Consider the following 23,928-nt stretch of genomic DNA (forward strand, 5'->3'; position numbering starts at 1 on the left):
AAGTGTTAGACTAAAGCTCCAATTTTAGACTCAAGTTTTTCTTTTACCGATTGCCGCAACTGAGACACATCTTCCTGGTCTTTCAAGGATTTAGTAATTATCAAAATGGTCTTCAACGTACTAGCACTAAGTGAGTCATGATTGAAGAGTCGCATTAATTTTCGGAGATATCCGAAATTTTTGCTTTCTATGTACTCCCTAAATTTACCGTGTAACAATACTAAAGCATCAACCTCATCCTTTTTGTTAAAGTCCTTGATGAGTTCAGTGAAGAGATTGTAAATAGCTTCTTCAGTATAAAAATCGCAAAAGGTATACTTAATGGCACCGTTTGTTTTTTTCGTACGCCAAACAGATAGCATTACTGATTGGTAGAGAAATTTGTTGACCTTGATAGCCTCACTCTCACCACAACCCACAGTATACTTCTCTTCACTATTTCCGGCAATTATGTGGATGTTCGGAATCTTTCCACCCACTTCAATTAATTTTCCGGAAAGAAAAATCAGGTCGGTATCACTAGTAATTCTCTGTCTTGTCGCCTTTACTCTGAATTTTTTAGATGATTTAATCTTTTCAAGAACAGGAACCTTGGACGATCGGGTGTAAAAATTTGCTTCATACTCAAGACCATTTTCTTGAATCAAAGACTGAATCGATAACCAGTTTTCAACAAGATATTTGTTTGTTGATTTGTTCTGAGTTACCTCATCAAAGTCCTCATGAACTTTTTTGATTATGGCTTCCGAAGCTTCCGCAACCAAAGTAGCTGAACCTTTAAGAATTTGAATCTTTACATTCTGGTCGTTGGCCGAATCGGATAAAATATTCGTGAGAGATTGCATAAGGGTTACAAGAGATCTAGTAGCAACCATCGACATTGCTGCAAGATCAACATCCTTTCCTTTCGCGTCTTTGACTATTTTAAACTCTATCTTGTTTCCAGACATGATTCTGGGTTAAGGAAGTGAATAGGTTTTGGCATTTTTAAAATATCCGACTAGAATAAATTCCACGGATCCGCTTTGTACCGTTCCGGAATTTGATCCCTAACCGACTCCTTGAATCGATGAAGTGTCGAATACGAAACAAGTTCGTTGTGCGCAAGTAAACCCACAACTATGGATGGATGAATATCCTTCTCATCTGAGAACTCAATTACTTTTTCTTCTGTAATATAGTTTGTATCGTTTTCGAAGTGCTCTAAGATATCAGGCTGTAGCAGGACTTTTTCAGCATTCTCGTTAGCTTCCAACTCTTTCGCAGAGGTTGACTTCTTAGTAGTGTCATCTATAAAAATCGCTTCTCTCTCATCCTTAGTCAAGTGTAAAGTGATATGACTCAATTCGTGCGCAAGAGTGAACCAAAAATTGTCTACCCGATCATAACGACCTGTTAAGGCAACAACAGGGCCTTCAGCTGACAAGAAGGCAGCACCATCGAGATAGGTTTTTGAAAGATGGGAGAGAAACACAAATTTGACTCCGACTTGCACCAACTCATTCAGGAAGTTTTTTATACCTCCTTCTTTATTTGTGTATGAGTGAACATCAGTCATTAGTTCAGCTAATGCCTTTTTTTGAAATGGTTTTGCTTTAATTGTTTTTGAAAAATTTAAAGCCATTTGATGCCAGATCAGGGCGTTGTTTTGATTGAAAGTATTTTCGAATGCAGAAGAAGTTCGGTATTCAAGTCGTGTTCGATCTGTCTCCAAGAAAGATAGGTCTAGCTCTTTGCCCTTGGAAATATTCCAGAACCGTCTCAATTCTTTATCAAGGTCTTCGCCTTCCTTTATCCATCTCTTTTTAATCAGTTCATTTATTGGCATGTATTTGTATACATCAGCCTTCAATCTGACCTTATCATTATTCCCTGTATTGTTTTCGAGTTGAAATTTTGCACCCAATTCTATCCATTGAAGTGCTGTCAATTCAAAAACCTCTGCAAGTGACTTTGCAATGTCAAGTGAGATTGGCTTTTTGTCCTTAATTATTTCGTTTGTGTGCTTGAGGGAAATTGACAGAATGTAAGATAAGTCGTCTTGGGTCCAATCCTTTTCCTTCAATAAACATTTCAAAGCCTCACCAGGGCTCCGAAAATCCTTCGTGCTTACACTCATAGAGTTAGTTTACTGTCTGTAGCGATTTAAAGAACAAAATTTTAAACTTCTAATTATAAGGCAATTAGAATGACCAAAGCTAAAGCTTTACTGGAAGTACAAGACAAATATAACCTATTTGGTAACATTCTAAAATGATTTTTTGACGTGTATTTCAGAGATAACCCAATAGGTAAACAATTAAATTTATTTTATTACCTAATTGGTAATTACAGAATTTTACTTTTACTTTTGAGCACCTGATCGGTTTTGGCAGTCCAATTGACGCAAAAAAAAATCAGGCAGAGTGTCTACCTGATTTTGGTGTAGAAATCTCGGATTAATCGGTCCAAGAAGTTCTTTTGTGATTCGCACTGCAAAAGTACTTACTATTTCTAACCATTCCAAATAGACATTCTTGTTCTAGTATAGATTACAGTACTTAAAGTTAGTAAGCCCGATTAAAGTTCAAGTGCACACTTCCATGTAAAAAAGCGCAAGCTTCCCATCAGGAAGGTTGCTCTATACGATCCTGTATTGAGGATTGTGTAGAGAGAGGGTTATCATTTCTTATTACTTGAACTTTTAATTGGAAACAATAATGAATCAATTTAACAATGAGGATTTGGCCTCAAAAAAAACCAAAACTTTCAAAGCGTTAGTAGATGACGTTTTGGTAAAATTCGACCATCCTAAAGTAACTGGTAAGGAATTACTGACGGGAGCAGGGGTAAAAAACCTGGAATGTGTATCGCTGTTCCAAAAGCTCAAAGGCTGTGACTTTGAACGAATTAGTCTGGATGAAAAAGTTGATCTTTCTCATCCTAGTTTGGAGAAGTTCGTAGTCAAACCTCCTGACTCTTGGAACTACACTATTGATGAAGAGCCGGAAACCAGCACAGAGGCTAAGCTATCAGCAAATCAAATTTTAGCCAATGCCGGTATCACACCTGTTACCGACTATTACCTGGTAGAATTTGATAGCACTGGTAATGAAATAACCCATAAGGATACTCCAGATGCTCCGATTCAACTGAAATGCCCTGGATCAAAATTCGTGTCTGTATTTAAAGGCGAAACCCCTGTTTCGTAACATTAATATGGCACGGGCTGATTTTATCAATCAATTGAAAGCTCTTGGGTTTGAAACCCAAGAGCTTAGCAATAGTATCGTAGCGATCGAGTACCTTGTTCCCATCGGGAAAAACAAGGGAAAAACAGTGCGGCTTGGGTTTCAAGTACAGGACGACTTTCCCATGAATTGCCCCGCTGGTCTTCATTTCAATGCGGTAAACGCAGATAACTGGAAGGAGCCTCGTCAAAATGTAAGCGACAGCCCACTTGGATCCGGATGGAGATACTGGAGTAGGCGATTTCCAGACTGGAACCGAACGGATCGATCTGTAAGAACATTCCTTGCGCATGTGAGAAACATTCTAACCAGAATCGAATGAAGAGTTATAGTATGAATATGACTAGCGCCATCCATGATGCGCTAGTCAAACACTTAATTCGGCCGGATGGGCAAGAGGATCTATGTTTCGCTACTTATGTTCCAAGCACTGGCGCGATGCGAACTACTGGGATAATTACCGAGATAATTCTTCCTAATGAAGGTGACCGAAACGTACATTGGAATGTAGGCTTTATGCCAGAGTATTTTGAAAGGGCAATCCGTATTGCGCGAGGTAAAAAACAAGGCTTGGTGTTCTTACACTCGCACTTAACGTCTGGCTGGCAGGGAATGAGCAAAGACGATGTTGTTGCCGAAACTAGACTTGCCCCCGCTGCCTTCTCAACTACTTCATTTCCTCTCGTTGGACTAACGATGGGAACTGATGGTGCATGTAGTGCAAGATTCTGGATAAAGGATCCTCACGCAAAGAGATCATATCAAAGATTTTGGTGTGAGAATGTCAGGGTTATTGGCAAGAAGCTTTCAATAACCTTTAACGACCATCTTCTCAAACCTGCCTTCAACTCCGAACAACAGATGCGCACCATATCTGCATGGGGCCCAAAAATTCAAGAGGATCTCTCGAGGATAAAAATAGTAATAGCCGGACTCGGTAGTGTCGGGAGCATCATCGCGGAAATTTTGGCAAGAGCTGGTTTTTCAAATTTTATTTTGATTGACTTTGACTTAGTCGAACTGAAAAACCTAGATCGATGTAGCGGAATGTTCAAAGAAGATGTTGGACGATTCAAAGTTGACACCGTTCGAGATGCAATCTTGAAATGTGCTACCTCTCCAGATGTTAGAGTTAGAGTTGTGCCATTTAGTATTTGCGAGACGGAGGGATTTCACGCAGCCCTAGATGGCGATATAGTGTTCTCTTGTGTTGACCGGCCATGGCCAAGACAAGTGCTGAATTTTATTTCTTACGCGCACTTAGTCCCCATAATTGATGGTGGCATTTTAGTCAGAACTAACAGCAGCAATACTCGAATTATTGGAGCTGATTGGAAAGCACAGACGGTTGGTTACAAACGTGCCTGCCTGGAATGCTTGGGTCAATACAAAACGGAAAATGCCATCCTTGAGAGAAACGGGTTTCTGGACGATCCGAGTTATGTGTTAGGCCTTGTGGAGGATAAGGCCTATAAAGAAGCACACGAAAATGTTTTTCCATTCAGTTCAAACTTGGCTTCGCTTGAGGTGTTGCAGCTGCTAAGCTTATTCATCGCTCCCTCTGGGTTAGCAGATGTTGGTCAACAGATGTTCCACTTTACATTGGGTACGATGGATCAAGATAAAACAAAAGAGTGCTGCACTGGATGTTACTTTCAGTCAATTGTAGGCAAAGGTGATAGCACTGGAGTACAAGTATACGATCGACATTTAGTAGCAGAGAATGCGAGAGCAATTCAACTATCTACCTCTAAATGAGCCACACTTTCAACACACCAAAACAAAAAAGCTCTGAAGATCAGAGCTTTTTTCTACTTAAATAGCCGAGACGAGCAGACCCTTGAGGCAAACTCCTCTATGAAGCCTCAATAGACTCATATATACTTGCCAAATCTATTTCTTCGTAGGCACCAACAATTCCCTAATATCAACATCAAGTAATCTTGCTACTTCAACAAGAGTTTCCAACGGAGGTTGAACGTCATTTCGGCACCAACGAGATATAGTTGTAGTATTCATGCCGAGCTCTTCTGCTAACCATTTGTTTGTTCTTCTTTTTTCAACCAACACAACCTTGATGCGATTTATTTCCTTAAAAGCCATTCGTTTTTGTCCTAGCAGTGAATCGTTTCAATCAAATTTAGGATTTGATAATCAAACAGAAACGGCACTTAAAACGCATCATTAAAAGTTTTTAATGCACTTTATAATGCATACTATGCATTTTTAAATTATCATTGTGCACTTAAATACATCTGTTATGCAGGATAAAAATCTCATCATTTCTTTAATCAAAGATGATTTAACTAACAACAAACTTGTCAGCGGCCTTAGTAATCTTGGGCTCAGCGCAGGCGATTACCATTTACAACTAAGTGGAACAATCCTAACAATGATCGGCCTGGATACCGAGGATGATTCCATCCACGACCTATATTTCCAGCTAACCCAGCAAAGTGAATCGCTTGATCTTTCCAATATCAGCACCCGCGAGCAGCAGTTGGATGGCATGGCGCAGTCTATATATAGCGAGCTGTCACGAAGAAAAGCATTGAGCAACCAGGTTTAATAAGCATCAACAGTCATCATAAAAGAGCTATGCAGCTACCTTACCTATATCCCTGGCAGGCACAGAGTATGGATAAAGTATAAGTATCAAATCATTTCCAGTCGGTAAGCCGGGTATATTTGGAAGTAAACTTATATACCACATCTGCAGACATAAAGGCAACAGCAAAAGGCCCCGATAAATCGGGGCCTTTTTATTGGATAGGGTTTTTCACAATCGAGAGCGCAGCGATCTAGCGGCAACTCCCTACCTAAAGCTATTTCTTCTTCTTTTTAGAGAGTACCAGGTAGCCATCCGATGTTGTATCATCCTTATCACCTATTCTGAATTGTCCTCCCAGTGAGAGTTTTTTATCCGTGAGTTCGTCAATTATATATTCGTTAGACTCATCGCTTGTAAGGGTGAGTCTCATGGCTTGTCTGCCTTCAACCACAACGTGATCTAGCTTCCATTTAAAGTTTTGCTCAGCTTTGTTAGGACAATCTTTTGCTGTGCTGCCATACCACCACGTTCCCGTGTTATCAGCACGAAGTTCAATTTGTACATCTTTCTTGCACTTGTCGTCTGTCCATATCAGGAGATCGTATGAGGTAGCCCCGGCATTTCGGTATGCTTCAGCATCTACACGTCTCATCAAATCATAGTCATAGTAACCAACAATTCTGGCACGCTCTGCTTCTATGTCGATCTTGGCATCGCCCGGAAATAAATAACCAATCGGTGTAATAGATGTAAGGGGAGACATTACTATCCATCCATCAGTACCTCCACTGATCCACGCAATCCTGCGCTTCTTACCAAAGTATGTCTCCATGGTACGACTAATGGAAACGGTTAATTCAGTACCGTTGTTATCAACCTTATATTCTCTACTGCTCTTGTTTTTAGTAGCAACATCGGTAACACCCTTTATTTTATAGCGAATGATTTTACTGCCGAGATGAGTAATTATACTATCTTCCGATACGATTACTTCAGCCTGTTCATGAACGGGCTTGGAATAAAAATTATTACTATACTTCTTGTAATCAAACCAGCGATTGTCCTTAAAGGAAGTAGTAGACTGAGCGTTAGCTTGATTCAAAAAGAGAATGAAAAAAAGGAAGACAAGAATTGTATTGCGCATAATTGGTAAGGTTGATTTTTTTAGGAAGCTAATACTAAAATAGTGAGTCCTGCTGCTATAAAGGATAGAATGGATTATGCTACGGTATAATGATTTATAATGAGTCGAGAATACGTCATTCCATATATAGTTTAAACAATCCTTGACTCTGAATACAAATCATAAGCAGCTACTAATGATTCGCGACCGGTTGACGTTTTATAAATTTCGTACTCGCTGATTTCAGCGCGCTGCTCTGCATAAACAGGACGATAATTTGATTCGTATTCATCCCAAATTATAAGCATGTAACTATATCGTATTTTACTTGCCCTGCCATTTTCCATCCAAAGATTAAAAACCTCTTCGTCCAGTGATTTCGGAAAGCCTGATCCATCAAACATATAAAAGCTTATTATATAGTGGGAAATTTAGACAATAGCATTCATTTGGCAATGAATACACCTATGCGTTTAATCATCAAAAAAAGCTAACCTTTAAACAAACTTTGTTTGTATCCCATCACCAGGAAATCAACAAACGTGAGCCAGAAAACTACATGGCCTATCACGAACATAATATTTCCTTGCTCATCTGAAATCATGTTTAGAAAAATCAATGGGACGGGAGTATAAAACGTGAAGACGGTTAACAGCTTCAATATATCAAGATGATTCTTTGTTTTCTTTGCCAGGAAATGAGCCATATATACCAGTGGCAGAAGTAACCATGGCAGTACGAGTAGCTCATCGGCTCCCGCCAAATGCAAAATCTTGAATAGAACCCCAAGAATTAAAACAGCAATAACAGCTTTCGCCACTTTAAAGTAACGCGTATTTCGAAATGTTCCATTTAACAGCATCATAATAATACCCATCACTTCAGCTATCGTGAGAAATCTTTCAGCATAATCTCTATCAAAAACTGATACCGGCAATGATAGAAAACAACCAACCGCGAGCAGCAGCAGAATACTGATAACTGCAATCAAAAATTTATTCATAGGTAGACATTAGGAGTCGCGAAATATATCCCTTCGATGTTTAACTTAAAAGGATGATCGTATATGCGCACAAACATATCCATCTTTCACGTGTCGCAACACAAACTATATCTCAAAAGAATCAAGCGAACGCATCCAATATTGAATACAAAACGTAGTTGATTGAGAGTCTATATTAAAGCATGTCGGATGGCTTGAGAGTGTATTATTTACGCGAACACTTTATTTTGTCGCAATTCGCCCGCTTGAAAGTCGTTTTTCACCAACCTCGAGGTTGTATTCTTATACTATGTTTGCATTAACAAAACGAAACAAACTATCACTTAAACATTAATATTTATGGAAACAACAACCCGAAACGCGATCACTGTAGAAGCAACCGTTAAAGCCCCGGTAGAAAAAGTTTGGGAAATATGGTCCGAGCCGAAACATATCACGCAATGGTGTCAGGCATCTGACGACTGGCATGCTCCACACGCTGAAAATGATTTACAAACAAATGGAAAGTTCAAGACTACCATGGCTGCTAAAGATGGCAGCATGAGTTTCGACTTTGGTGGAGTATATACCAACGTTGAGCCCTATAAACTAATTGAATATGCCATGGAGGACGGTCGCAAAGTAAAGATCGCATTCGAGGCCAACGGTGCTGAAACAAAAGTGATAGAAACATTTGATCCTGAAGATACCAACCCAATCGAGATGCAACGGGGTGGCTGGCAGGCCATTCTTGATAACTTCAAGAAGTACGCAGAAGTAAATCTATAGTATATACCTCGGTGACTGCATTTACAAAGACACGTTATGGCAACGCTAAAAAAGAATCTTAGAGTTTGTAAAGCAGGACACACATACTATAAAAGCAGCGATTGCCCAACCTGTCCGGTTTGCGAACAAGAACGCAAACCGGCAGCAGGTTTTCTCTCTACAATCAGTGCACCCACGAGGCGAGCGCTAGAAGCTGCCGGTATTAAAACATTGCATCAACTTTCGCAATGGAGTGAGTCCGATATATTGAAGCTACATGGTGTAGGACCAAGCAGTATACCCAAATTACGCAAAGCGCTGTACGCTGAGAAACTCACCTTCTCCAAGAGCAAGTCAGACTGATTCATAAAACCATTGAGCGCTATATATAGTAGCGTCCTAAATTTCTTTTTCATACATCTTTAATCCGCTTGCGAGCCTGTTAATAGTTTTCGCGAGGCGATCAATTTTTGTTTCCTCCTTTTTGGCAGAATATATATACTCTACATAAAAATTACGCTCACTTTCTGAAAGTGTATTGAAGAACCTCCATGCAGCGGGTTCATCTTGCAGGCAGAGTATCATTTCTTCGGGTACCTCCAACGGTTCGTTGTCGGGGTATAGAATAATGTGTACATAATCGCCTACGTCTTTTTTTATTTTCTTACGGATCTCGGCTTTTACCGGCAAGAATAATTTGCCATTCCCCATCGGCATCAGGTGATACTTTCGGATTTCGTAACCATCAATGGTGCCCCTTACTTTTACCCAACCGAAGTGTGCTTTTTTATCCTGCGGTATTTCAGGTATGCGTGCAAAGGTCCAGCCGCCCTTCCCTTGAAATTTCTCCAGGATATATTTCTTATTAACAATAGGTTTCATGTAGAAGCATCTGTAGGATGAACGTATCTGTACTTCGCGAAAATACTATTTTAGGAATAAACCACCATTTCTCACCAACCGTAAAAAGTATAAGCAATCTATAGAAAGATATAAATATGCTACAGCCTTTTCATTTCAGTAGAAGTATATTTCATGAATTTTAGGCAGCAACGGTTAACATTAGTTCTTCTCAAAAAATACGCTGCCTAATCTTTAATAAGTCGCACATACGTGCCGTGTGCTTTATATAACCCACATCGCATTATAGTATTGTTGGCATGATGTATACCGCGTCCCCAAGCATCATTTGCCTGTTGATCGCGCTCGGTGGCACTGGCCATATAGGTAAATTCGTCAACACCCGAAAAGCCTCCTTCTTTACTTCGATACCCACCGAGCAGCGCACAGAATCCGCTGGTGGTATCACCACTGCATTTCAATCGCACACCAGCCTCTGCTATACCCACAAACTCCTCCAGCGCTATCCATTCATCGTTAGTCGGCACATGCCACCCTTCCGGACTAAACCCTCGCGCATCGTTGATGGCATACCAGTTATAGATACGTCCATATTTACCACCCATGCCTGCATCATTTTTATAATAGCACCACGCTGGCTTTCCTTCTCTGCCGGCTCGCTCCCATTCTTCAGCAGATTTTGCGTGCGGTATAGAGTCTCCATTGCTGAAGGTGGCGCCATCAAAATTATGAGCCATCCATACCTGGTTGCCTATTTTAACTTCTGCGATGGTATTGGCGTGAAGGGTATCATTTCCATTTGAGGAACCTCCACACGAAATGAATAACCATGAAACGAACAGTATTAAAACCGGCAGTATGATCAGCTGCCTATAATGATGCTGGTGATCGTTCTCGCTATAGCAGGACGGTTTGATGAGTTTCATAGGTTTACCCCAATAACGTAACAATCTAACCGGAGGATACAGCTTTATTTATTCAGTAAACACAATGAAGAAATTGTAATCCTTAGCATAGTATATAATACTGTTGCCTTTGATTATCAGGTTTTGATCTTTGAGCAACTGCCTGACTATATTCAATGATTTTACCTTAACAGTGAATCCAAAAATACCTTCCGTTCCGGGCGACTTGAAATTGCCGAGTATATCAGCTCCTTCACTACTACTCACCACGATTAATTCGCTTGACTCGGCTTTTAGTACCTGTGCCTGAATACCCAGATACGTGGACGCACCTTTATTGATAAAACCGAGCTTCGTAAAATTTGATATATACTTTGCAGGATCTTTTGAAATCCACCAAACCGATTTCAACGACAGCGATTGATTAGCATGCGTTGTATTTACTTCACGCTCTTTCCAATTCTTGTTCCTGTATTCAATGTAGAATAAATCGTTACCGGAAGGTTCAACACTTAGCCATATAGGGTTCGCGTTTGATTTGAATGGCACGGCACACTGTTGAAGCAATAGCATTACTGAGTCTGCGGATTTTACGGATAGCGCAAGGCTGGTTCCTCCCGCTCGGTGCTTGAGAAAGTTTGAGTAGTAGTTACCGATAGCGAATGAACTATCCAACGGTGTGATGAACTCCAGATATGTACCGTCTTGAAATTTTACGAAGAAGTTACTGATTCCTTCATGCGCTCTGCCGTTTTTCACCGTAAACTTCAGGCGGTCGGAAAATAAAGTCTTTGCTTCATTCAGATCACGCACAACTATAGGAACATGATCTATACCTATAACCAGCTTATGCAGATTCGCTTCTTCGCATAGCGGCTGCGACCAGGCTGCAAAGCCTGCGCTCAAGTATATAAATGCCATTACAATGCCCTTTATAGCCATGAGCCCAAGTACTGACAAAACTGCCGACTCACCAAAGAAACTTCTTATTTTTGAGCTGTTTTTCAAAAAGCAAGGTAAGAGCTAGGTATAGCGATCCTAAGGCCCTCCTTAACCCTTCCTATACCCCTTGCTTAATTCATGTTATAGTGGCAGGGGACGGAAGAAAATTGGTAGTATTACTATCAGCTTTCACGTAATCTAACGCCTAGCTTGGTTTTGGGAAACAAATTCAGTGCGCTCGGAAAGAATTTTAATACTCCCGGAAACAATTCATCAAATAGTGAAAGGCCTCAATTATATTTCCGCATCTCCTTGCATTAAAGATGAATGATTGAAGTAATAGCGTGTGCTAAAGTCTTAGGCGACTACAAGTTTACCGATGAAGAATTAGGAAAACATTTAATTACCATAAAAAGCTGTGCGATATCATTAAAAAATAAATATGGAGTTGTTGTCCGTTTTCAAAACTGAAAATCAACGAGAACTGTTAACCAGCCTATTGCCAGGAGCAATTGCAAGCTGGCCTTACACTTACTTGATTGTGCATTCTTTGCCGTATGATGTTCAATCAGCGCTAACTGAATGGACTATTATCCCCATAGTTCTCGGTTTCTTATTAGTCAGCTGGGGCACGGGCCTTTTCCTTACAGATGTTGCCTCTAACATTGAAGTCAGACTTGAAATGATTTTTTTAAAATTGAAGACAACACCCAAACAAGCAACGGCAGTTTCTCCTTTTTCTTTGAAGGATAATACTTTAGCAACATTCAGATTGTTATTTGGGTGGCTTTTAATATTATTCAATTGCTGGGAATTACTTCTGGGTAAATTCGTGAGGGATCGAATAAATGATAAATCAGTTGACCAGCTTAGCGAAGAGTTTTACGATCGATGGGCAAGATATTTAGCTATCTGTATTTCTACGAAAGAGCCGGTAATAGTAAAATATTACAGAGGTATATTAAACAGGTTTAGATTTGAACTAACGATAATAGCTGCGATATGTATAATGCTACTTGGACACCTCGCTATTTGTATCACCCATGAACAAACATCCAATATAGATTGGGGGAAGACAAGCCTTTATCTGGGTATACTAATTGTAATTCTCACTTTTCTTTTCATTGAAGCGTTTAAAGGAATCGAATTACTGCATGATCTGAGGCAAGAATTGATTGACACGTGTTCCGAAAAATCATGACTATATGCTCGGATCATATTTACGCTTAAAAAGGGTCAATAGAATTCTGCCATTCCCATTATGGTTTTTTTTAATTCTTCGCGTAGAAGAATTGGCCTTCGAATTTCAAGGCCATCACCATAGCTCAACAAAACTGATTTCAATTCATAATTCAAAATGAGGTTGAGATGGATTAACATGCTTCCGTCTTTAAAATATCTAACTACTTCTTGATTTAAGTGAATTGGTTTTGAAAGGACATAGGGCTTAGCATGCTTATATACTTTTATCTCAACCTTTTCAGGTATTGCATTTTCAGGTATAGAAACTCCAATCAAATTATTAAAATAATCGCTTGGATTAAAAAGAGTATTTTCGACATAGGATACACTTGATGGACGTATTCTCTTTATTCTATCGAGCGCGTAGATAGTAATTCTACTTGCATTTTCTTCCCTTCCTATCAAGAACCATCGATTCCTAAATTCTTTCAATAAATATGGATGTACATTTTTTTCGCTAGGTTGAGGGTGAGTGTAGGGCTGATAAGACAGTCTTAATACATTTTTACTCTTAATTGCTTCAAGAAGCTCATATATATACTCGCCTCCTTGTGAGGTTGTATGCCTCTCAAATTGAATATAAATCTGTTGATCATAGGTCTCAACATTTATTCGATTCTCAAGCTTTCGGGTAATATATTCTACATCCTGAGATAACGTAAAGTTATCCACTGCTTTTAAAATCTGAATTGCATTTTTTAGGCTAGCTAGATCATCCTCATCGATAGGGATATTTTTTAATGAAAATTTTCGGGTATAATAGTAAAAGTTATCACTCTTTTCGGGCCTATGTATAGGCGCATCTTTTTTGTCAATCAGATAGTTTAAGTCTCGCAACAAAGTCCTTTTACTAATGAAAGGCTGGCTATCTCCAAGCCGTTGATTAACTCTATCAAGCAACTCTTGAAACGTCCACTTTCTGGCATCTAGCAATTCATCAAGAATTTCAATTCTTAAATCTTGACTTTTTGTAACAGGCATATAGCAATAAGTTTATATGAATAGGTGACAATAGTTGTCATCAAGATGTATTAAGTTTGTATCCTATAAAAATCCTCTATAATCCTTTAAATTCTAACGAATTATACTATCTTGGCATAAAGTTTTCTTAGGGACCTATGCCATAGGGTTGATTGTCATCGACATGAAAATTCCAAGCAGTAGCCATCCGAGCATCCATAACGTGGATAAGATCGGTAATCTTATTATCTATCTCACGGATCAGATATGGAAGAATTACCATCAGCAATTATTTCTAACGAAACTCCTCAAACTTCTTTATATCATTGACGAGACGTCCGTAAAAGAGACTGGAGTTCCTATCACAGGTTTGAATTATAAAGTGTGGAAAATGGGACCGGTTGCATATAACATATATGTTGACTTAATGAAAAACAATTCTGAGCAACTTTCATTTTATGCAGAAGCTAAAAAATGCGAGAACAAAAATGATCGGGAGGTAGCACTGATTAAATCCGTCAATAAATTTGATGATTCTGAGTTCTCTGACTACGAAATTGAGTTAATAGATAAGATCATCAGGGACTATGGTAGCCTAACGAGTGAAACGCTGATTAACCATCTACATAAAGAGGGAACATTGTGGGACAAAATCGTCAAGGAAAAGAACTTAGAAGAGTTATTTGAAACTAAGCAGACATCCTCCTACATCATTGATTTATCCGACCTTATTGCTAACGATCCAATTAAACTTGAAAATTTTAAAAACGCACAGGAATCCTTAAACCTTTAGCCAATAGTGTTTTCTCCTCCTAACATCATTTTAATTAGAAATTTTGACTTTGAACGAAATGGCACGCAACCAAAAGATAAATTTATGGTTGTCATTTTACGAATAGGTACAGATGCAATCGTTGCGCCATTGACAACTTCCAAAGACTATATTCCGGACGAACATAAAGGCCAGAGGTGTGTTATTCACCACCCGAGCAAATTGCATTGCTATTGTATACCTAAATCCCTAGTGGTGGGTAAGAATGGGTTTGCATTTTCAAAAGACACCTATATTCAAGTACAAGCTAATTTAACAAAGCGCACTATATCTCACCTAAAGTTCAGATATGAAGATACAGGTGCAGCTAGCCTCCAAGACCAATTAACCGACACCGAATATAGCGATCTTCTTTACTGTATATATAAAAGTAAATTCGTTCCACGCGGTATCAGAAAAGACCTTGCACCAATCATAGAAAAATTAGAAAAGGCTCGTTCTACTAACTAATATCGATCTTCTTCCTAAATCTCTAATCAGTGACAATAGATGTCACTGACCATTTCTACATTCACATTATCAAAGCAAAACATGAGCGTTTCGAAGTCGCGAAGTTGAAGTCTTTGATCTTATTTGATTTTTCAAAACAAAAAAAACAAAAAAATGAACTACCCTAAATTTCAGCTGTTAAGGAGCAGCAACAGTCAGTACTACTTCGTGTTACGCTCAAAAGGAAATGGAGAAGTGATTCTAAAAGCCAGTGAAACCTATACCACTAAGCAAAATTGCAACAGCGCCATTGATTCTGTAAGGATAAATGCACCATACGACTCGCGTTATACTAAAAAGGATAGTCTTTCAAATTATACTTTTAACTTGAAAGCGGCCAATGGGCAGATTCTTAGCAACAGTGAAAGCTATACATCTTCATCTGCCAGAGACAACGGCATAGAGGCAGTAAAACGTGACGCTCCGGGTGCTCCTGTAGAAGATCTCACATAGAGACCTTAGTCTGCCGAAGGTCAAATGGCAGGATTTGTATCACTTAAATTTTGTATGATGAATGTTTCAGCTCGAAAAGATCAGGTAACTGTGTGTAAAGGCAATACCTGTCTTACAGTTGTCGGAGAACTTGCAAAAGCATTAGCTTTTGTTGCAGTCATTGGCGTTACCGTATGGACTGTAAATGAAATTACAAAAGTTTTCAAGTAGTCCTAGAGCCTGGTATTTCCCAGGCTTTTTTTCTTATAACACTCATGTATATATTCTCAATCTCTGGTTAATTATACCATGCAGTTAAAGTACGTTAACGTGTGACCAGAGCATCAACAAAAGTTTCTAACTCACTACGTAGTGTATTTTTAGGTATCGAAGTATAGCTTAATCTTTCTTCAACTCTTGCCGACTTTTCAGTTCGGCCACAAGTTCCAGATACACCCTTAGAGCGAGTTTCATTACAGTTTCTTCATTAGGTTGGAAGTACGTGCTATACTTTTCAAGTAAAGCGAAATAGAAATCATAGGTTGCATTCTCTTCATCATCAAAACCTATATAGGTTAGCAGAAGCGAACTGAAGTCTGAATGATAGAAAGAATCATCAAGGCCAATCTCACGCAGGCCGTTAAAAAATCTATAGCTTTTAAGCTCTTGTTTGAGGAGTTGAAGAATGAGTTCTTTTTGAGAAGGCAGTTCTGATGGGCAACATTTAGTCGTCATAAAATATTTTTAGATGCTTTGCTGTCATAAATATAACATCCATAAGCATATAAATAACAACAAATGATATTAATAATACTTTAATGACAATAATATGCGCTTAAAACACATTTAAAGCACTAATTTTCAAACACTTAGTTTTGTTCGAAACGTTTAAGAAACTATGAGCAAAACAGCAAGTCCTGAATATAACCGGCTCAAGGTCGTACTGGCAGAAAAGAAAAAGACCAATAAAGAACTTGCAGATTATTTGAATGTACAGCCGGGCACCGTTTCACGATGGTGCACAAATGATAGCCAGCCAAGTATTGCTACACTATTTGAAATTGCCAAATACCTAGATATAAAAGTATCTTCGCTGTTGGTTGAACAATAGAGAATTGAAGCGTTGGAATTTATCACACCCTTCACATATATGTATAGTATAAAAATTACTGTCATTAAACACAGATGTAATTACTACTATGCCTGATTCTCCTGATCGTTATGAGCAACATTCATACCTCCCCAGCGGGTACTGGACTGGCTTTTACGTTTATTACCATAGCCAAGAGCGACATGAAATGCTGCTGATGCTTGACTTTATAAACGGTAACATCTCAGGCAACGGACATGATGACGTTGGTGCTTTCACGTTCGAAGGTCGTTATGATCTTACATCGATGACGTGTCGTTTTATGAAACACTATAGCACACATCAAATCGATTATCATGGACAGATCGATGAAAATGGTATATGGGGAAAGTGGTATTACGTTTACTATCCTGGCATGGGCATTGATGAAGCTGCATTCAATAAACTCATGTCTGAATTCAGACAGCAGTTCGCTGGAGGCTTTCACATCTGGCCACGCAATAAAGAATTCTCTGCCCACGAAATGGCCATCAGAAAATTGAAGGAAGAAGAAGTAGTGAAACTGGTGGAGTGATTGATATTATGAGCAACGTAATAAGTCTTGAATATACTTAGCTCAAGGTCGTACTAATCAGAAAAGACAGCTTGAACAGTAAAGATTTTCCTCAAAGAACTTAAATTCGTTACGTAAACTATACAGTTCTATTAGCTCCATTTCCGCACAAAATATTTCGATTTCGGACACAATATATATTTGCTCATTTAATTCCACCCGAAAAAAAGCGTTTCGCTTTGGATCACGCTTTGCAGGTATATGCGTGATCGTATTAACTCTTCACGTATGCTCAGAAATTATTTCAAGGTCGCATTTCGGAATCTCGTAAGAAGCAAAGGCTTTACATTTATCAACGTGTCAGGACTTGCTGTAGGAATGGCTACAGCGATTATAATTTTTGTATGGATACACCACGAAGTAAGCTTCGATACTTTTCATGTGAATCAACCGAATATATACCAGGCATGGAATAGAGGCCGGATGAACGACAAGATCGAATGCTGGCCCTATACACCAAAAGTTCTTGGTCCAACACTCAAAGCAGAATATGAAGAGGTGGCCGAGGTAGCGCGAACTTTTAGTCGATGGTTTGTTACTATTGTAGACGATCGTAAAGTATCAACAAAGGCACTTATAGCAGATCCATCTTTTCTGAAAATATTTACCTTTCCCTTGCTGGAAGGTAATGCCAGCACAGCACTCAACGATAGCTATTCCATTGTGGTAACAGAGAAAATGGCGCTCAAAATGTTTGACGACATTCATGCACTGGGTAAAGAAATCAAAATCGACAATGAGCTATACCGTGTAACCGGTGTTATGAAAGACCTGCCTCCCAATACCGATTTCGATTTCGAGTATATATTATCCTCGGAGTACATGAAGCGCACAAACGATGATGACATAAACTGGGCAAACAATGGTATATTTACCTATGTTCAACTCAACGATGGACATTCTTTCGCATCGGTAAGTGAAAAGATCAAAGACGTTATCATTCGTCACAGCGAAGGGCTTGTTAAGGAGGAGATTATACTTCACCCGATCAGTCGCTGGCATTTATACTCACGGTTCGAAAACGGAAAATCTGTAGGAGGACGAATAGAAACGGTGCAACTATTCGCCATTATCGGAGGATTCGTTTTACTGGTAGCCTGCATAAACTTCATGAACTTAAGCACTGCGCGCAGTGAAAAACGCGCAAAAGAGGTTGGTGTACGCAAAGTTGCCGGTGCCGACAAAGCATTACTGGTAGGACAGTTTCTAATCGAGTCAATTTTACTGTCCGGTATATCTGCAGGTATAGCCGTTGTGTTAGTACAGTTAATGTTACCGTATTTCAGTACACTCGTTGGCCAAACCATTTCTGTACCCTTTACACACCTATATTTCTGGATAGCGCTGATTGCTTTCACGATTATCACCGGTATCATTGCAGGCAGTTACCCGGCATTCTTCCTTTCATCATTCAAACCAGTTACGGTGTTAAAGGGTACATTCAAGAAGAGTTCTTCGCGCATCAACCCAAGAAAGATACTGGTGGTTACGCAATTCACATTTGCTATCGTACTTATTATAGCTACCATGGTAGTGGTACAACAGATACGCTATACGCAAACACGCGATCGTGGCTATAATGCAAAGGCACTGGTATACCATTGGATGACGGGCGCTCTGTATGAAAATTATATACCTTTAAAAAATGAACTCATCAACTCGGGTATAGCTTCAAGTGTAACGAAAACGCTTTCACCCATGAGCATGATTATGAGTGACACCTGGGATCTGCAATGGCAAGGTAAAAATCCGGAAGACAAAACTGACTTTGGCCGAATGTCGGCAGATGAAGGACTAGTAGAAACAGCATCGCTCCGATTGATACAAGGTCGCGATATGGATCTTCAGAAATATCCTACTGATTCAACAGCGATGCTCATTAACGAAGCAGCAGCAAAAGCATTTGGATTCAAAGACCCGATTGGTCAGACTATAAAAGAAACGGATGGCACCGAATATCACATCATAGGTGTAGTGAAAGATTTTATTACCGGCTCTCCCTATCAAACTATAAAGCCCTTGGTTATTGAAGGTGTGAAAGGAAGCGGCTTCAACGTTATTCACATTAAACTGAAAGAAGGTATATATCCACAGAAAGCCATCGCGGGTATACAAGCACTCTTTCAAAAGTATAATCCGGAATATCCGTTCGAATTTCATTTTTCTGATGACGACTACGCACAAAAGTTTGAAGATACCGAACGAACAGCATCACTTACCTCTGTATTCACTATACTAACAATCTTCATTTCATGTCTTGGACTATTCGGACTCGCCAGCTATATGGCTGAAGTAAGAGTAAAAGAAATAGGCATACGAAAAGTTTTAGGTGCATCGGTAATCCGCATCACTGCGTTACTGTCTAAAGACTTTGCAACACTGGTGTTCATCGCTATACTTATTGGCACACCCATCGCGTGGTATGCTATGGATCAATGGCTGCAAGGCTATACATACCGAACAAACATAGACTGGTGGATATTTATACTCGCAGGAGCGCTATGCAGTACACTCGCACTGGTTACGGTAGGCTACCAATCTATTAAAGCAGCATTGGAGAATCCGGTGAAGAGTCTACGGAATGAATAACTAAATAGAGCAATGACTCTATTTCATTAAATGCACGTATCCTGAAATAGGTCTATCGGTGCATTCATTTCGTATAGTATAAAAATAAGTACCGAACGAGAGATCCTGGCCATTCCATGTGTTATCATAACGCTCTGAATAGTATACTCTCTCACCCCATCGATTTACAACTTTAAGACTTGAACCTTTCAACGATTTATCTACAACAAAATAATCGTTGTAGCCATCATCATTCGCAGTTAGAACATTAGGAATAAATATACTTTCCATATATACCGGGAGAGCATGAAGAATATCACTCTGTGTTTTTCCGCATACATTTTGCACCTCAACATGATAGTAACCAGAATCTCCGGAAGCTAGTTCTACAATGTGTACACCCTCGTTCATCAACGCATTGTCTTTATACCATGCTATATCATCATAATCTCCTTCGTACAACAATTGCCGGTCGCACTTACTTTTTGCTATCAGAGGCTTCTCTGGCGCGCGTAAAACTTTTATGCTTAACTGTTTTGATACAGAAGTAAAGCATCTGTTGAATACAGTAACGGATACTTCACCGGCTTCAGCGCGATCCGTTAAGTTCAATGTGAGTGTATTTGCAACTGACGATTGAACGCTAAAACCTACAGGATATGACCAAGTATAGGAAACATTGGATTGCTCAGGTTGCGCTACAAATATTACTGATTCTGTTTGTATACAGAATTCAGCATTACCAGCTATTTCTGTAGGAACAAGGGGCGGTTGCACCAGTTCAACTATAAGAGGTTGCGAGGTCGAGTTTTTACATAAACCTTTAGACACGGCCTGTATCGTTACAGCATGTATACCCTTTGGAAAATCAACGGTAATTACAGAGTTGTCTGGCTGTAGCTTTTTCACATTACCCGACGGTGAAATAATCCAATCATAACTATTGGCATTTGTAGCAGATGCCATGTATTGAACGTTGCTTTGCCCTGCACAAAGTTCAGAGGGCCCTGTAATAATGGGTGCTGACGGCTCAGGGCTTACTACTACTGTCAACGTTTCAGACAATTGGCTTTCTCCACATCCGTTTTCTGCTTTAACCTGTATAGTCGCTGTGGCATTGGGTAATAATGCTATAACATTAACTTGATTTGCAGCCTGCGCTATAGTGTTTACATTGGATGACAGAGTCCATATATATTTATCAACACCTTCGTTTTGTGACGTAGTATAGATTGATGATACCCCAGCACAGATTAATGCGGGGCCCGTGGGCCGTTCTGGTTGCTCAGGCTTACGTGCCATTTTCAGACTTGCAGAGAACTCTGTACGTGGATAACATTCAAAGTAGGGAACAACTGTAAACGAGGTATTTTCTTTGTACTCATTTATTTTCACTGCTATCGATGGCAGTGTTGTAACAAAAGAACCGGACGTTGACTCTATGCCTTCAGGAAAATACCAGGTAAAACTTGTCGCAAGGTCGGCTCCCTTCGCCTCAAACTCTACAACATTATCAACGCATATAGCCTTAAGATTGCTAATTGCAATATCAGGCAGCTTACCGCTCTTAATAAGAAACGCAGTATACCAACTACCACCTTTCATATCAAAGCAGCCGACTGTAAAATCCGCGTAAAAGTTACTAGTTATATAGAATTCGTTTTTTGAATTAAAAACAGCATGAGCTCTGTAGCTCGGATAAGACTCTGGATTGAGAAACATGTAACGTTTGAAATTTCCGGTTGCGTCTGTTGTAAGTATAAACGATTGTTTTGTAACACTTGAGGATACATAATCATCGTCATAAGCAAACCGTTTGCCTGAGGACCCACAAATATTAAGTTCATTAGTATTCGGATTTATATTGAGACTCCCCGGTAGCATGTCATCACTATACATCGTCTTTGCCCACAAAAAACTTCCTTCAGAACTAATTTTAGTAAGAAACCCGGTACGATCGTCAATATCGTTCTGGGCCTTCAATGTTATCGTGCCTAGTCTAGCAGCACCGTTAAAATACCCCAGCATAAAAATATCACCCATCTGGTCGATTTGAACTTCAACACCACGAGCATCATCCAGTGCATGTTCAGTCGGATCGACTTGATTGGACCATATATAGCTGCCATCACTCTTCAGTTTGTATATAAAAGCACTATAAAAAAAGGGTGCTTGCAGTGTTTCACCCGCAAAATTGATCCTTCCGGTAAAGTCTCCAATAATTATAATGTTATTGCTTGCGTCCGTTCTAATATGTTCTATTGAAGGTTGCACACAACAACCCATATATATCATTGGCTCCGACCACATAAGAATTCCATTGGAATCATATGCTGCTACCAAGAGGTTGTCCATATCGACAAAGCCCCCTACAATTATATTATTAAACCTATCACTTGTAATGGCATGACCAGCCGAGTTTTGATTACCGTACTGCCTTACCCAAATAAGATCACCAGCTAAATTTAGCTTAGCAATAAAAGCACTCCCATTATTCGGATCCAGAGTCGGATCTAAAAATGCCGATCCCTTCGAAAAAACTCCTGTTATTAAAACATTGTTATCACTATCTATAGCCATGTCACTACCGGAGTCCCAGCCATCGCCTCCAATTTGTTTTATCCAAAGAATATTGCCTTCAGGATTATACTTGATTAATAACAAGTCTTCTGTTCCTGCAGACTCAAATTGAACACCTTCGAATTTCACCCGACCTTGTAAAACATAAAGAACATAAAGGTTTTCATCAGCATCCAATTCCATCTCAATAGTAAAGACACCTTCATCATAAGCAACATCTTCTGACTGATGCGCCCACATTATTTCCTGGGCTAATACAGATACAACATTCACTAACAGAAACAGAAGTAATGCAGGTAAACTATAACTATACATGTGTGGCTCGGTAGGATAAGGCAAATATAATTACTCATGGTTCCTCTTCAAAAAGAACTTTTCCTCTCGATGTCACTTGTATGTTTAATCAAGACTGTGTAGCAGCCAAATCCATACCCCATTGTAAGTCATCTCCGATTACAACCGGGAAATGCATAAGCAGCGCGTTGAAAGATATAGATCCGTCAGGAAGCATGTTTGTACTTTTACACCCATAATTATGCTACAATAAAATTACACCAAAATGAAACTAGGAGTAAACATCGTAAACCAAAACACGCTTCCTAAATACGCCTCGTATTTAACGGGAAAAGCCGTTGGGTTTTATCCTGGGTATATGTATAGATAAACATCACACTGCTGATACATACAAGCCCCGGGTAAACCAATCCGGGGCTTTTTATTTTCCCCGATAGTCAAAAGTATATATCGTCCGGTGAAAACATTGGAGTGGCGCTGCCATGTCTTTTCTGAACGTATATATAATACGCTATATCTAATACAATTATTAACACTCTTATTAAATAAACTAATGAAAGAATACCACAAGATTCAGACTGTATTTTTGCGCAGTCCTGAAACCAATTTTAAACAACTGATGGAAGGCCACTGGGCATTACCGGAATTTGAAACACTGAAGGACATTCCGTGGACCTGGACCGAAAAGATTGACGGTACCAACATCCGCATTATGTGGAATCGTAGTGAGGTGCGCTTCGGCGGTAAAACTGATGATGCACATATACCAACCTTTCTGCTAAATGTACTGCAACAGAAATTACCGCAGAGACTATGAAACAAATCTTTACTGATGCAACTGAAGTATGTATGTACGGTGAAGGTTACGGTAACAAAATCCAGAAGGAGGATAATCGCTACATCGCTCACCGTACAGACTTTATTTTGTTCGATGTAAAAGTAGGTAACTTCTGGCTGTCTCGCGAAAATGTAGAAGACATTGCGAACAAATTAAAAATAGATATCGTACCAATTATCGGTACCGGTACATTACTGGAAGCAGTTGAGTTTGTAAAGAAAGGTTAAACCTCTACCATGGCACAGGATAAAAAGCACATCGCAGAAGGTCTCATCATGAAGCCTAAAGTAGATTTGTTTAATCGTCATGGCCAGCGAATTATAGCTAAAATCAAATTCCGTGATTTCAAGCGGTAGATTGTTTTACATATTTTATCACTAGCGGGGGATTAATTCCTCCGCTAAGTATTATAATAAAATCGTATTAAGGGCGATACAAAATCTAGATCTTTATCAACATCGCTATAACGATGTTTCATTTTAGTAATTCATTTAGCGATCGTTAACAAAACATACTAAAACCGTTAGCTTGTATTTAGTACATGCGCATATGAATTTATTTCATATAATCACTCAGTCTACCGGCAAAAGACGAATAAAATAAATAATTAATTAACCATTGAAATCTA

28 protein-coding genes are annotated in these 23,928 nt (G+C 39.3%); 16 read left to right on the forward strand and 12 right to left on the reverse strand.

Translation table 11 applies throughout. The features are described 5' to 3' along the window. Window positions 1-5: 5 nt before the first annotated feature. Together B5Y40_RS13390 and B5Y40_RS13395 are read right to left on the reverse strand one after the other, a co-directional pair. On the reverse strand, window positions 6-950 hold the full coding sequence (locus tag B5Y40_RS13390) for a hypothetical protein (RefSeq protein WP_079687308.1): 945 nt from the start codon (window positions 948-950) through the stop codon (window positions 6-8). 50 nt (window positions 951-1,000) lie between these two features. Beyond that, window positions 1,001-2,119 (reverse strand): XRE family transcriptional regulator, encoded by a 1,119-nt coding sequence (locus B5Y40_RS13395; protein ID WP_079687309.1) that lies wholly within the window; start codon window positions 2,117-2,119, stop codon window positions 1,001-1,003. Window positions 2,120-2,699: 580 nt separating this feature from the next. Here B5Y40_RS13395 and B5Y40_RS13400 point away from each other — a divergent pair. From B5Y40_RS13400 to B5Y40_RS13410, 3 genes are read left to right on the forward strand one after another with little or no spacing between them, the layout of a single operon-like run. Then, window positions 2,700-3,191: a multiubiquitin domain-containing protein gene (locus B5Y40_RS13400; protein WP_079687310.1), complete on the forward strand. Its 492-nt coding sequence runs from the start codon at window positions 2,700-2,702 to the stop codon at window positions 3,189-3,191. A 7-nt stretch (window positions 3,192-3,198) separates the two neighbouring features. Further along, entirely contained in the window at window positions 3,199-3,552 is a 354-nt protein-coding gene (locus tag B5Y40_RS13405) for a hypothetical protein (RefSeq protein WP_079687311.1), read from the forward strand. Continuing rightward, window positions 3,549-4,988, forward strand: a complete 1,440-nt coding sequence (locus tag B5Y40_RS13410; RefSeq protein ID WP_079687312.1) for a ThiF family adenylyltransferase — start codon at window positions 3,549-3,551, stop codon at window positions 4,986-4,988. The genes B5Y40_RS13405 and B5Y40_RS13410 overlap by 4 nt, the downstream gene beginning before the upstream one ends. Window positions 4,989-5,123: 135 nt before the next feature. Here B5Y40_RS13410 and B5Y40_RS13415 read toward each other — a convergent pair whose 3' ends face one another. Then, the gene (locus B5Y40_RS13415; RefSeq protein ID WP_079687313.1) at window positions 5,124-5,333 is read right to left on the reverse strand and encodes a helix-turn-helix transcriptional regulator; all 210 of its coding nucleotides are present in this window, start codon (window positions 5,331-5,333) and stop codon (window positions 5,124-5,126) included. Between the two features lie 157 nt (window positions 5,334-5,490). Here B5Y40_RS13415 and B5Y40_RS13420 point away from each other — a divergent pair, with 157 nt between their 5' ends. Continuing rightward, on the forward strand, window positions 5,491-5,799 hold the full coding sequence (locus B5Y40_RS13420; protein ID WP_079687314.1) for a hypothetical protein: 309 nt from the start codon (window positions 5,491-5,493) through the stop codon (window positions 5,797-5,799). A gap of 256 nt (window positions 5,800-6,055) precedes the next feature. On the opposite strand, the gene B5Y40_RS13425 is transcribed toward B5Y40_RS13420, so the two are convergent. The 3 genes from B5Y40_RS13425 to B5Y40_RS13435 all read right to left on the reverse strand — a co-directional run bounded on the left by B5Y40_RS13425 (window position 6,056) and on the right by B5Y40_RS13435 (window position 7,907). Next, entirely contained in the window at window positions 6,056-6,925 is an 870-nt protein-coding gene (locus B5Y40_RS13425) for a DUF5004 domain-containing protein (RefSeq protein ID WP_079687315.1), read from the reverse strand. A gap of 131 nt (window positions 6,926-7,056) precedes the next feature. Further along, window positions 7,057-7,308, reverse strand: coding sequence for a hypothetical protein (locus B5Y40_RS13430; RefSeq protein ID WP_079687316.1), 252 nt, complete (start codon window positions 7,306-7,308; stop codon window positions 7,057-7,059). 86 nt (window positions 7,309-7,394) lie between these two features. Continuing rightward, window positions 7,395-7,907: a hypothetical protein gene (locus B5Y40_RS13435; RefSeq protein ID WP_079687317.1), complete on the reverse strand. Its 513-nt coding sequence runs from the start codon at window positions 7,905-7,907 to the stop codon at window positions 7,395-7,397. A gap of 339 nt (window positions 7,908-8,246) precedes the next feature. Between B5Y40_RS13435 and B5Y40_RS13440 the strand changes: the two genes are divergently transcribed. Further along, a complete protein-coding gene (locus B5Y40_RS13440) occupies window positions 8,247-8,675 on the forward strand; it encodes an SRPBCC family protein (protein WP_079687318.1) in 429 nt (142 codons plus the stop codon). A gap of 36 nt (window positions 8,676-8,711) precedes the next feature. Continuing rightward, window positions 8,712-9,017 (forward strand): RNA polymerase alpha subunit C-terminal domain-containing protein, encoded by a 306-nt coding sequence (locus B5Y40_RS13445; RefSeq protein WP_079687319.1) that lies wholly within the window; start codon window positions 8,712-8,714, stop codon window positions 9,015-9,017. 36 nt (window positions 9,018-9,053) lie between these two features. Here the strand turns inward: B5Y40_RS13445 and B5Y40_RS13450 are convergent, their stop codons facing one another. From B5Y40_RS13450 to B5Y40_RS13460, 3 genes are all read right to left on the reverse strand, one after another. Next, complete coding sequence (locus tag B5Y40_RS13450) at window positions 9,054-9,536, reverse strand: YdeI/OmpD-associated family protein (protein WP_079687320.1); 483 nt, start codon at window positions 9,534-9,536, stop codon at window positions 9,054-9,056. Between the two features lie 206 nt (window positions 9,537-9,742). Beyond that, window positions 9,743-10,441 carry a fibrobacter succinogenes major paralogous domain-containing protein gene (locus B5Y40_RS13455; protein ID WP_079687321.1) on the reverse strand — a complete coding sequence of 233 codons (699 nt, stop codon included), beginning with the start codon at window positions 10,439-10,441 and terminating at the stop codon, window positions 9,743-9,745. Between the two features lie 48 nt (window positions 10,442-10,489). Then, window positions 10,490-11,428, reverse strand: coding sequence for a VOC family protein (locus tag B5Y40_RS13460; protein ID WP_143785764.1), 939 nt, complete (start codon window positions 11,426-11,428; stop codon window positions 10,490-10,492). Between the two features lie 376 nt (window positions 11,429-11,804). On the opposite strand from B5Y40_RS13460, the gene B5Y40_RS13465 reads away from it, so the two are divergent. Further along, a complete protein-coding gene (locus B5Y40_RS13465; protein WP_079687323.1) occupies window positions 11,805-12,563 on the forward strand; it encodes a hypothetical protein in 759 nt (252 codons plus the stop codon). A gap of 35 nt (window positions 12,564-12,598) precedes the next feature. On the opposite strand, the gene B5Y40_RS13470 is transcribed toward B5Y40_RS13465, so the two are convergent. Then, the gene (locus tag B5Y40_RS13470; RefSeq protein ID WP_079687324.1) at window positions 12,599-13,585 is read right to left on the reverse strand and encodes a helix-turn-helix transcriptional regulator; all 987 of its coding nucleotides are present in this window, start codon (window positions 13,583-13,585) and stop codon (window positions 12,599-12,601) included. A 163-nt stretch (window positions 13,586-13,748) separates the two neighbouring features. Here B5Y40_RS13470 and B5Y40_RS13475 point away from each other — a divergent pair, with 163 nt between their 5' ends. The 4 genes from B5Y40_RS13475 to B5Y40_RS29655 all read left to right on the forward strand — a co-directional run bounded on the left by B5Y40_RS13475 (window position 13,749) and on the right by B5Y40_RS29655 (window position 15,548). Continuing rightward, window positions 13,749-14,357, forward strand: coding sequence for a Panacea domain-containing protein (locus B5Y40_RS13475; protein ID WP_079687325.1), 609 nt, complete (start codon window positions 13,749-13,751; stop codon window positions 14,355-14,357). Between the two features lie 6 nt (window positions 14,358-14,363). After that, window positions 14,364-14,846, forward strand: coding sequence for a hypothetical protein (locus B5Y40_RS13480; RefSeq protein WP_143785765.1), 483 nt, complete (start codon window positions 14,364-14,366; stop codon window positions 14,844-14,846). Between the two features lie 153 nt (window positions 14,847-14,999). Next, window positions 15,000-15,338, forward strand: coding sequence for a YegP family protein (locus B5Y40_RS13485; protein WP_079688430.1), 339 nt, complete (start codon window positions 15,000-15,002; stop codon window positions 15,336-15,338). A gap of 54 nt (window positions 15,339-15,392) precedes the next feature. Further along, a complete protein-coding gene (locus B5Y40_RS29655; RefSeq protein WP_159453700.1) occupies window positions 15,393-15,548 on the forward strand; it encodes a hypothetical protein in 156 nt (51 codons plus the stop codon). Between the two features lie 168 nt (window positions 15,549-15,716). Here the strand turns inward: B5Y40_RS29655 and B5Y40_RS13490 are convergent, their stop codons facing one another. Beyond that, the gene (locus B5Y40_RS13490) at window positions 15,717-16,052 is read right to left on the reverse strand and encodes a hypothetical protein (protein ID WP_079687327.1); all 336 of its coding nucleotides are present in this window, start codon (window positions 16,050-16,052) and stop codon (window positions 15,717-15,719) included. A gap of 163 nt (window positions 16,053-16,215) precedes the next feature. Here B5Y40_RS13490 and B5Y40_RS13495 point away from each other — a divergent pair, with 163 nt between their 5' ends. The 3 genes from B5Y40_RS13495 to B5Y40_RS13505 all read left to right on the forward strand — a co-directional run bounded on the left by B5Y40_RS13495 (window position 16,216) and on the right by B5Y40_RS13505 (window position 19,609). Further along, window positions 16,216-16,428: a helix-turn-helix transcriptional regulator gene (locus B5Y40_RS13495; protein WP_079687328.1), complete on the forward strand. Its 213-nt coding sequence runs from the start codon at window positions 16,216-16,218 to the stop codon at window positions 16,426-16,428. Window positions 16,429-16,516: 88 nt separating this feature from the next. Continuing rightward, window positions 16,517-16,981 carry a hypothetical protein gene (locus B5Y40_RS13500; RefSeq protein WP_143785766.1) on the forward strand — a complete coding sequence of 155 codons (465 nt, stop codon included), beginning with the start codon at window positions 16,517-16,519 and terminating at the stop codon, window positions 16,979-16,981. Between the two features lie 267 nt (window positions 16,982-17,248). Beyond that, entirely contained in the window at window positions 17,249-19,609 is a 2,361-nt protein-coding gene (locus B5Y40_RS13505; RefSeq protein ID WP_079688431.1) for an ABC transporter permease, read from the forward strand. An 18-nt stretch (window positions 19,610-19,627) separates the two neighbouring features. Here B5Y40_RS13505 and B5Y40_RS13510 read toward each other — a convergent pair whose 3' ends face one another. Then, a complete protein-coding gene (locus tag B5Y40_RS13510; RefSeq protein WP_079687330.1) occupies window positions 19,628-22,483 on the reverse strand; it encodes a T9SS type B sorting domain-containing protein in 2,856 nt (951 codons plus the stop codon). A gap of 532 nt (window positions 22,484-23,015) precedes the next feature. On the opposite strand from B5Y40_RS13510, the gene B5Y40_RS13515 reads away from it, so the two are divergent. Together B5Y40_RS13515 and B5Y40_RS29375 are read left to right on the forward strand one after the other, a co-directional pair. Continuing rightward, the gene (locus B5Y40_RS13515) at window positions 23,016-23,279 is read left to right on the forward strand and encodes a hypothetical protein (RefSeq protein WP_079687331.1); all 264 of its coding nucleotides are present in this window, start codon (window positions 23,016-23,018) and stop codon (window positions 23,277-23,279) included. After that, on the forward strand, window positions 23,276-23,527 hold the full coding sequence (locus tag B5Y40_RS29375; protein WP_143785767.1) for an RNA ligase family protein: 252 nt from the start codon (window positions 23,276-23,278) through the stop codon (window positions 23,525-23,527). The genes B5Y40_RS13515 and B5Y40_RS29375 overlap by 4 nt, the downstream gene beginning before the upstream one ends. Window positions 23,528-23,928: the final 401 nt, after the last annotated feature.

The organism is Ohtaekwangia koreensis (assembly GCF_900167975.1).
Lineage (GTDB): Bacteria > Bacteroidota > Bacteroidia > Cytophagales > Cyclobacteriaceae > Ohtaekwangia > Ohtaekwangia koreensis.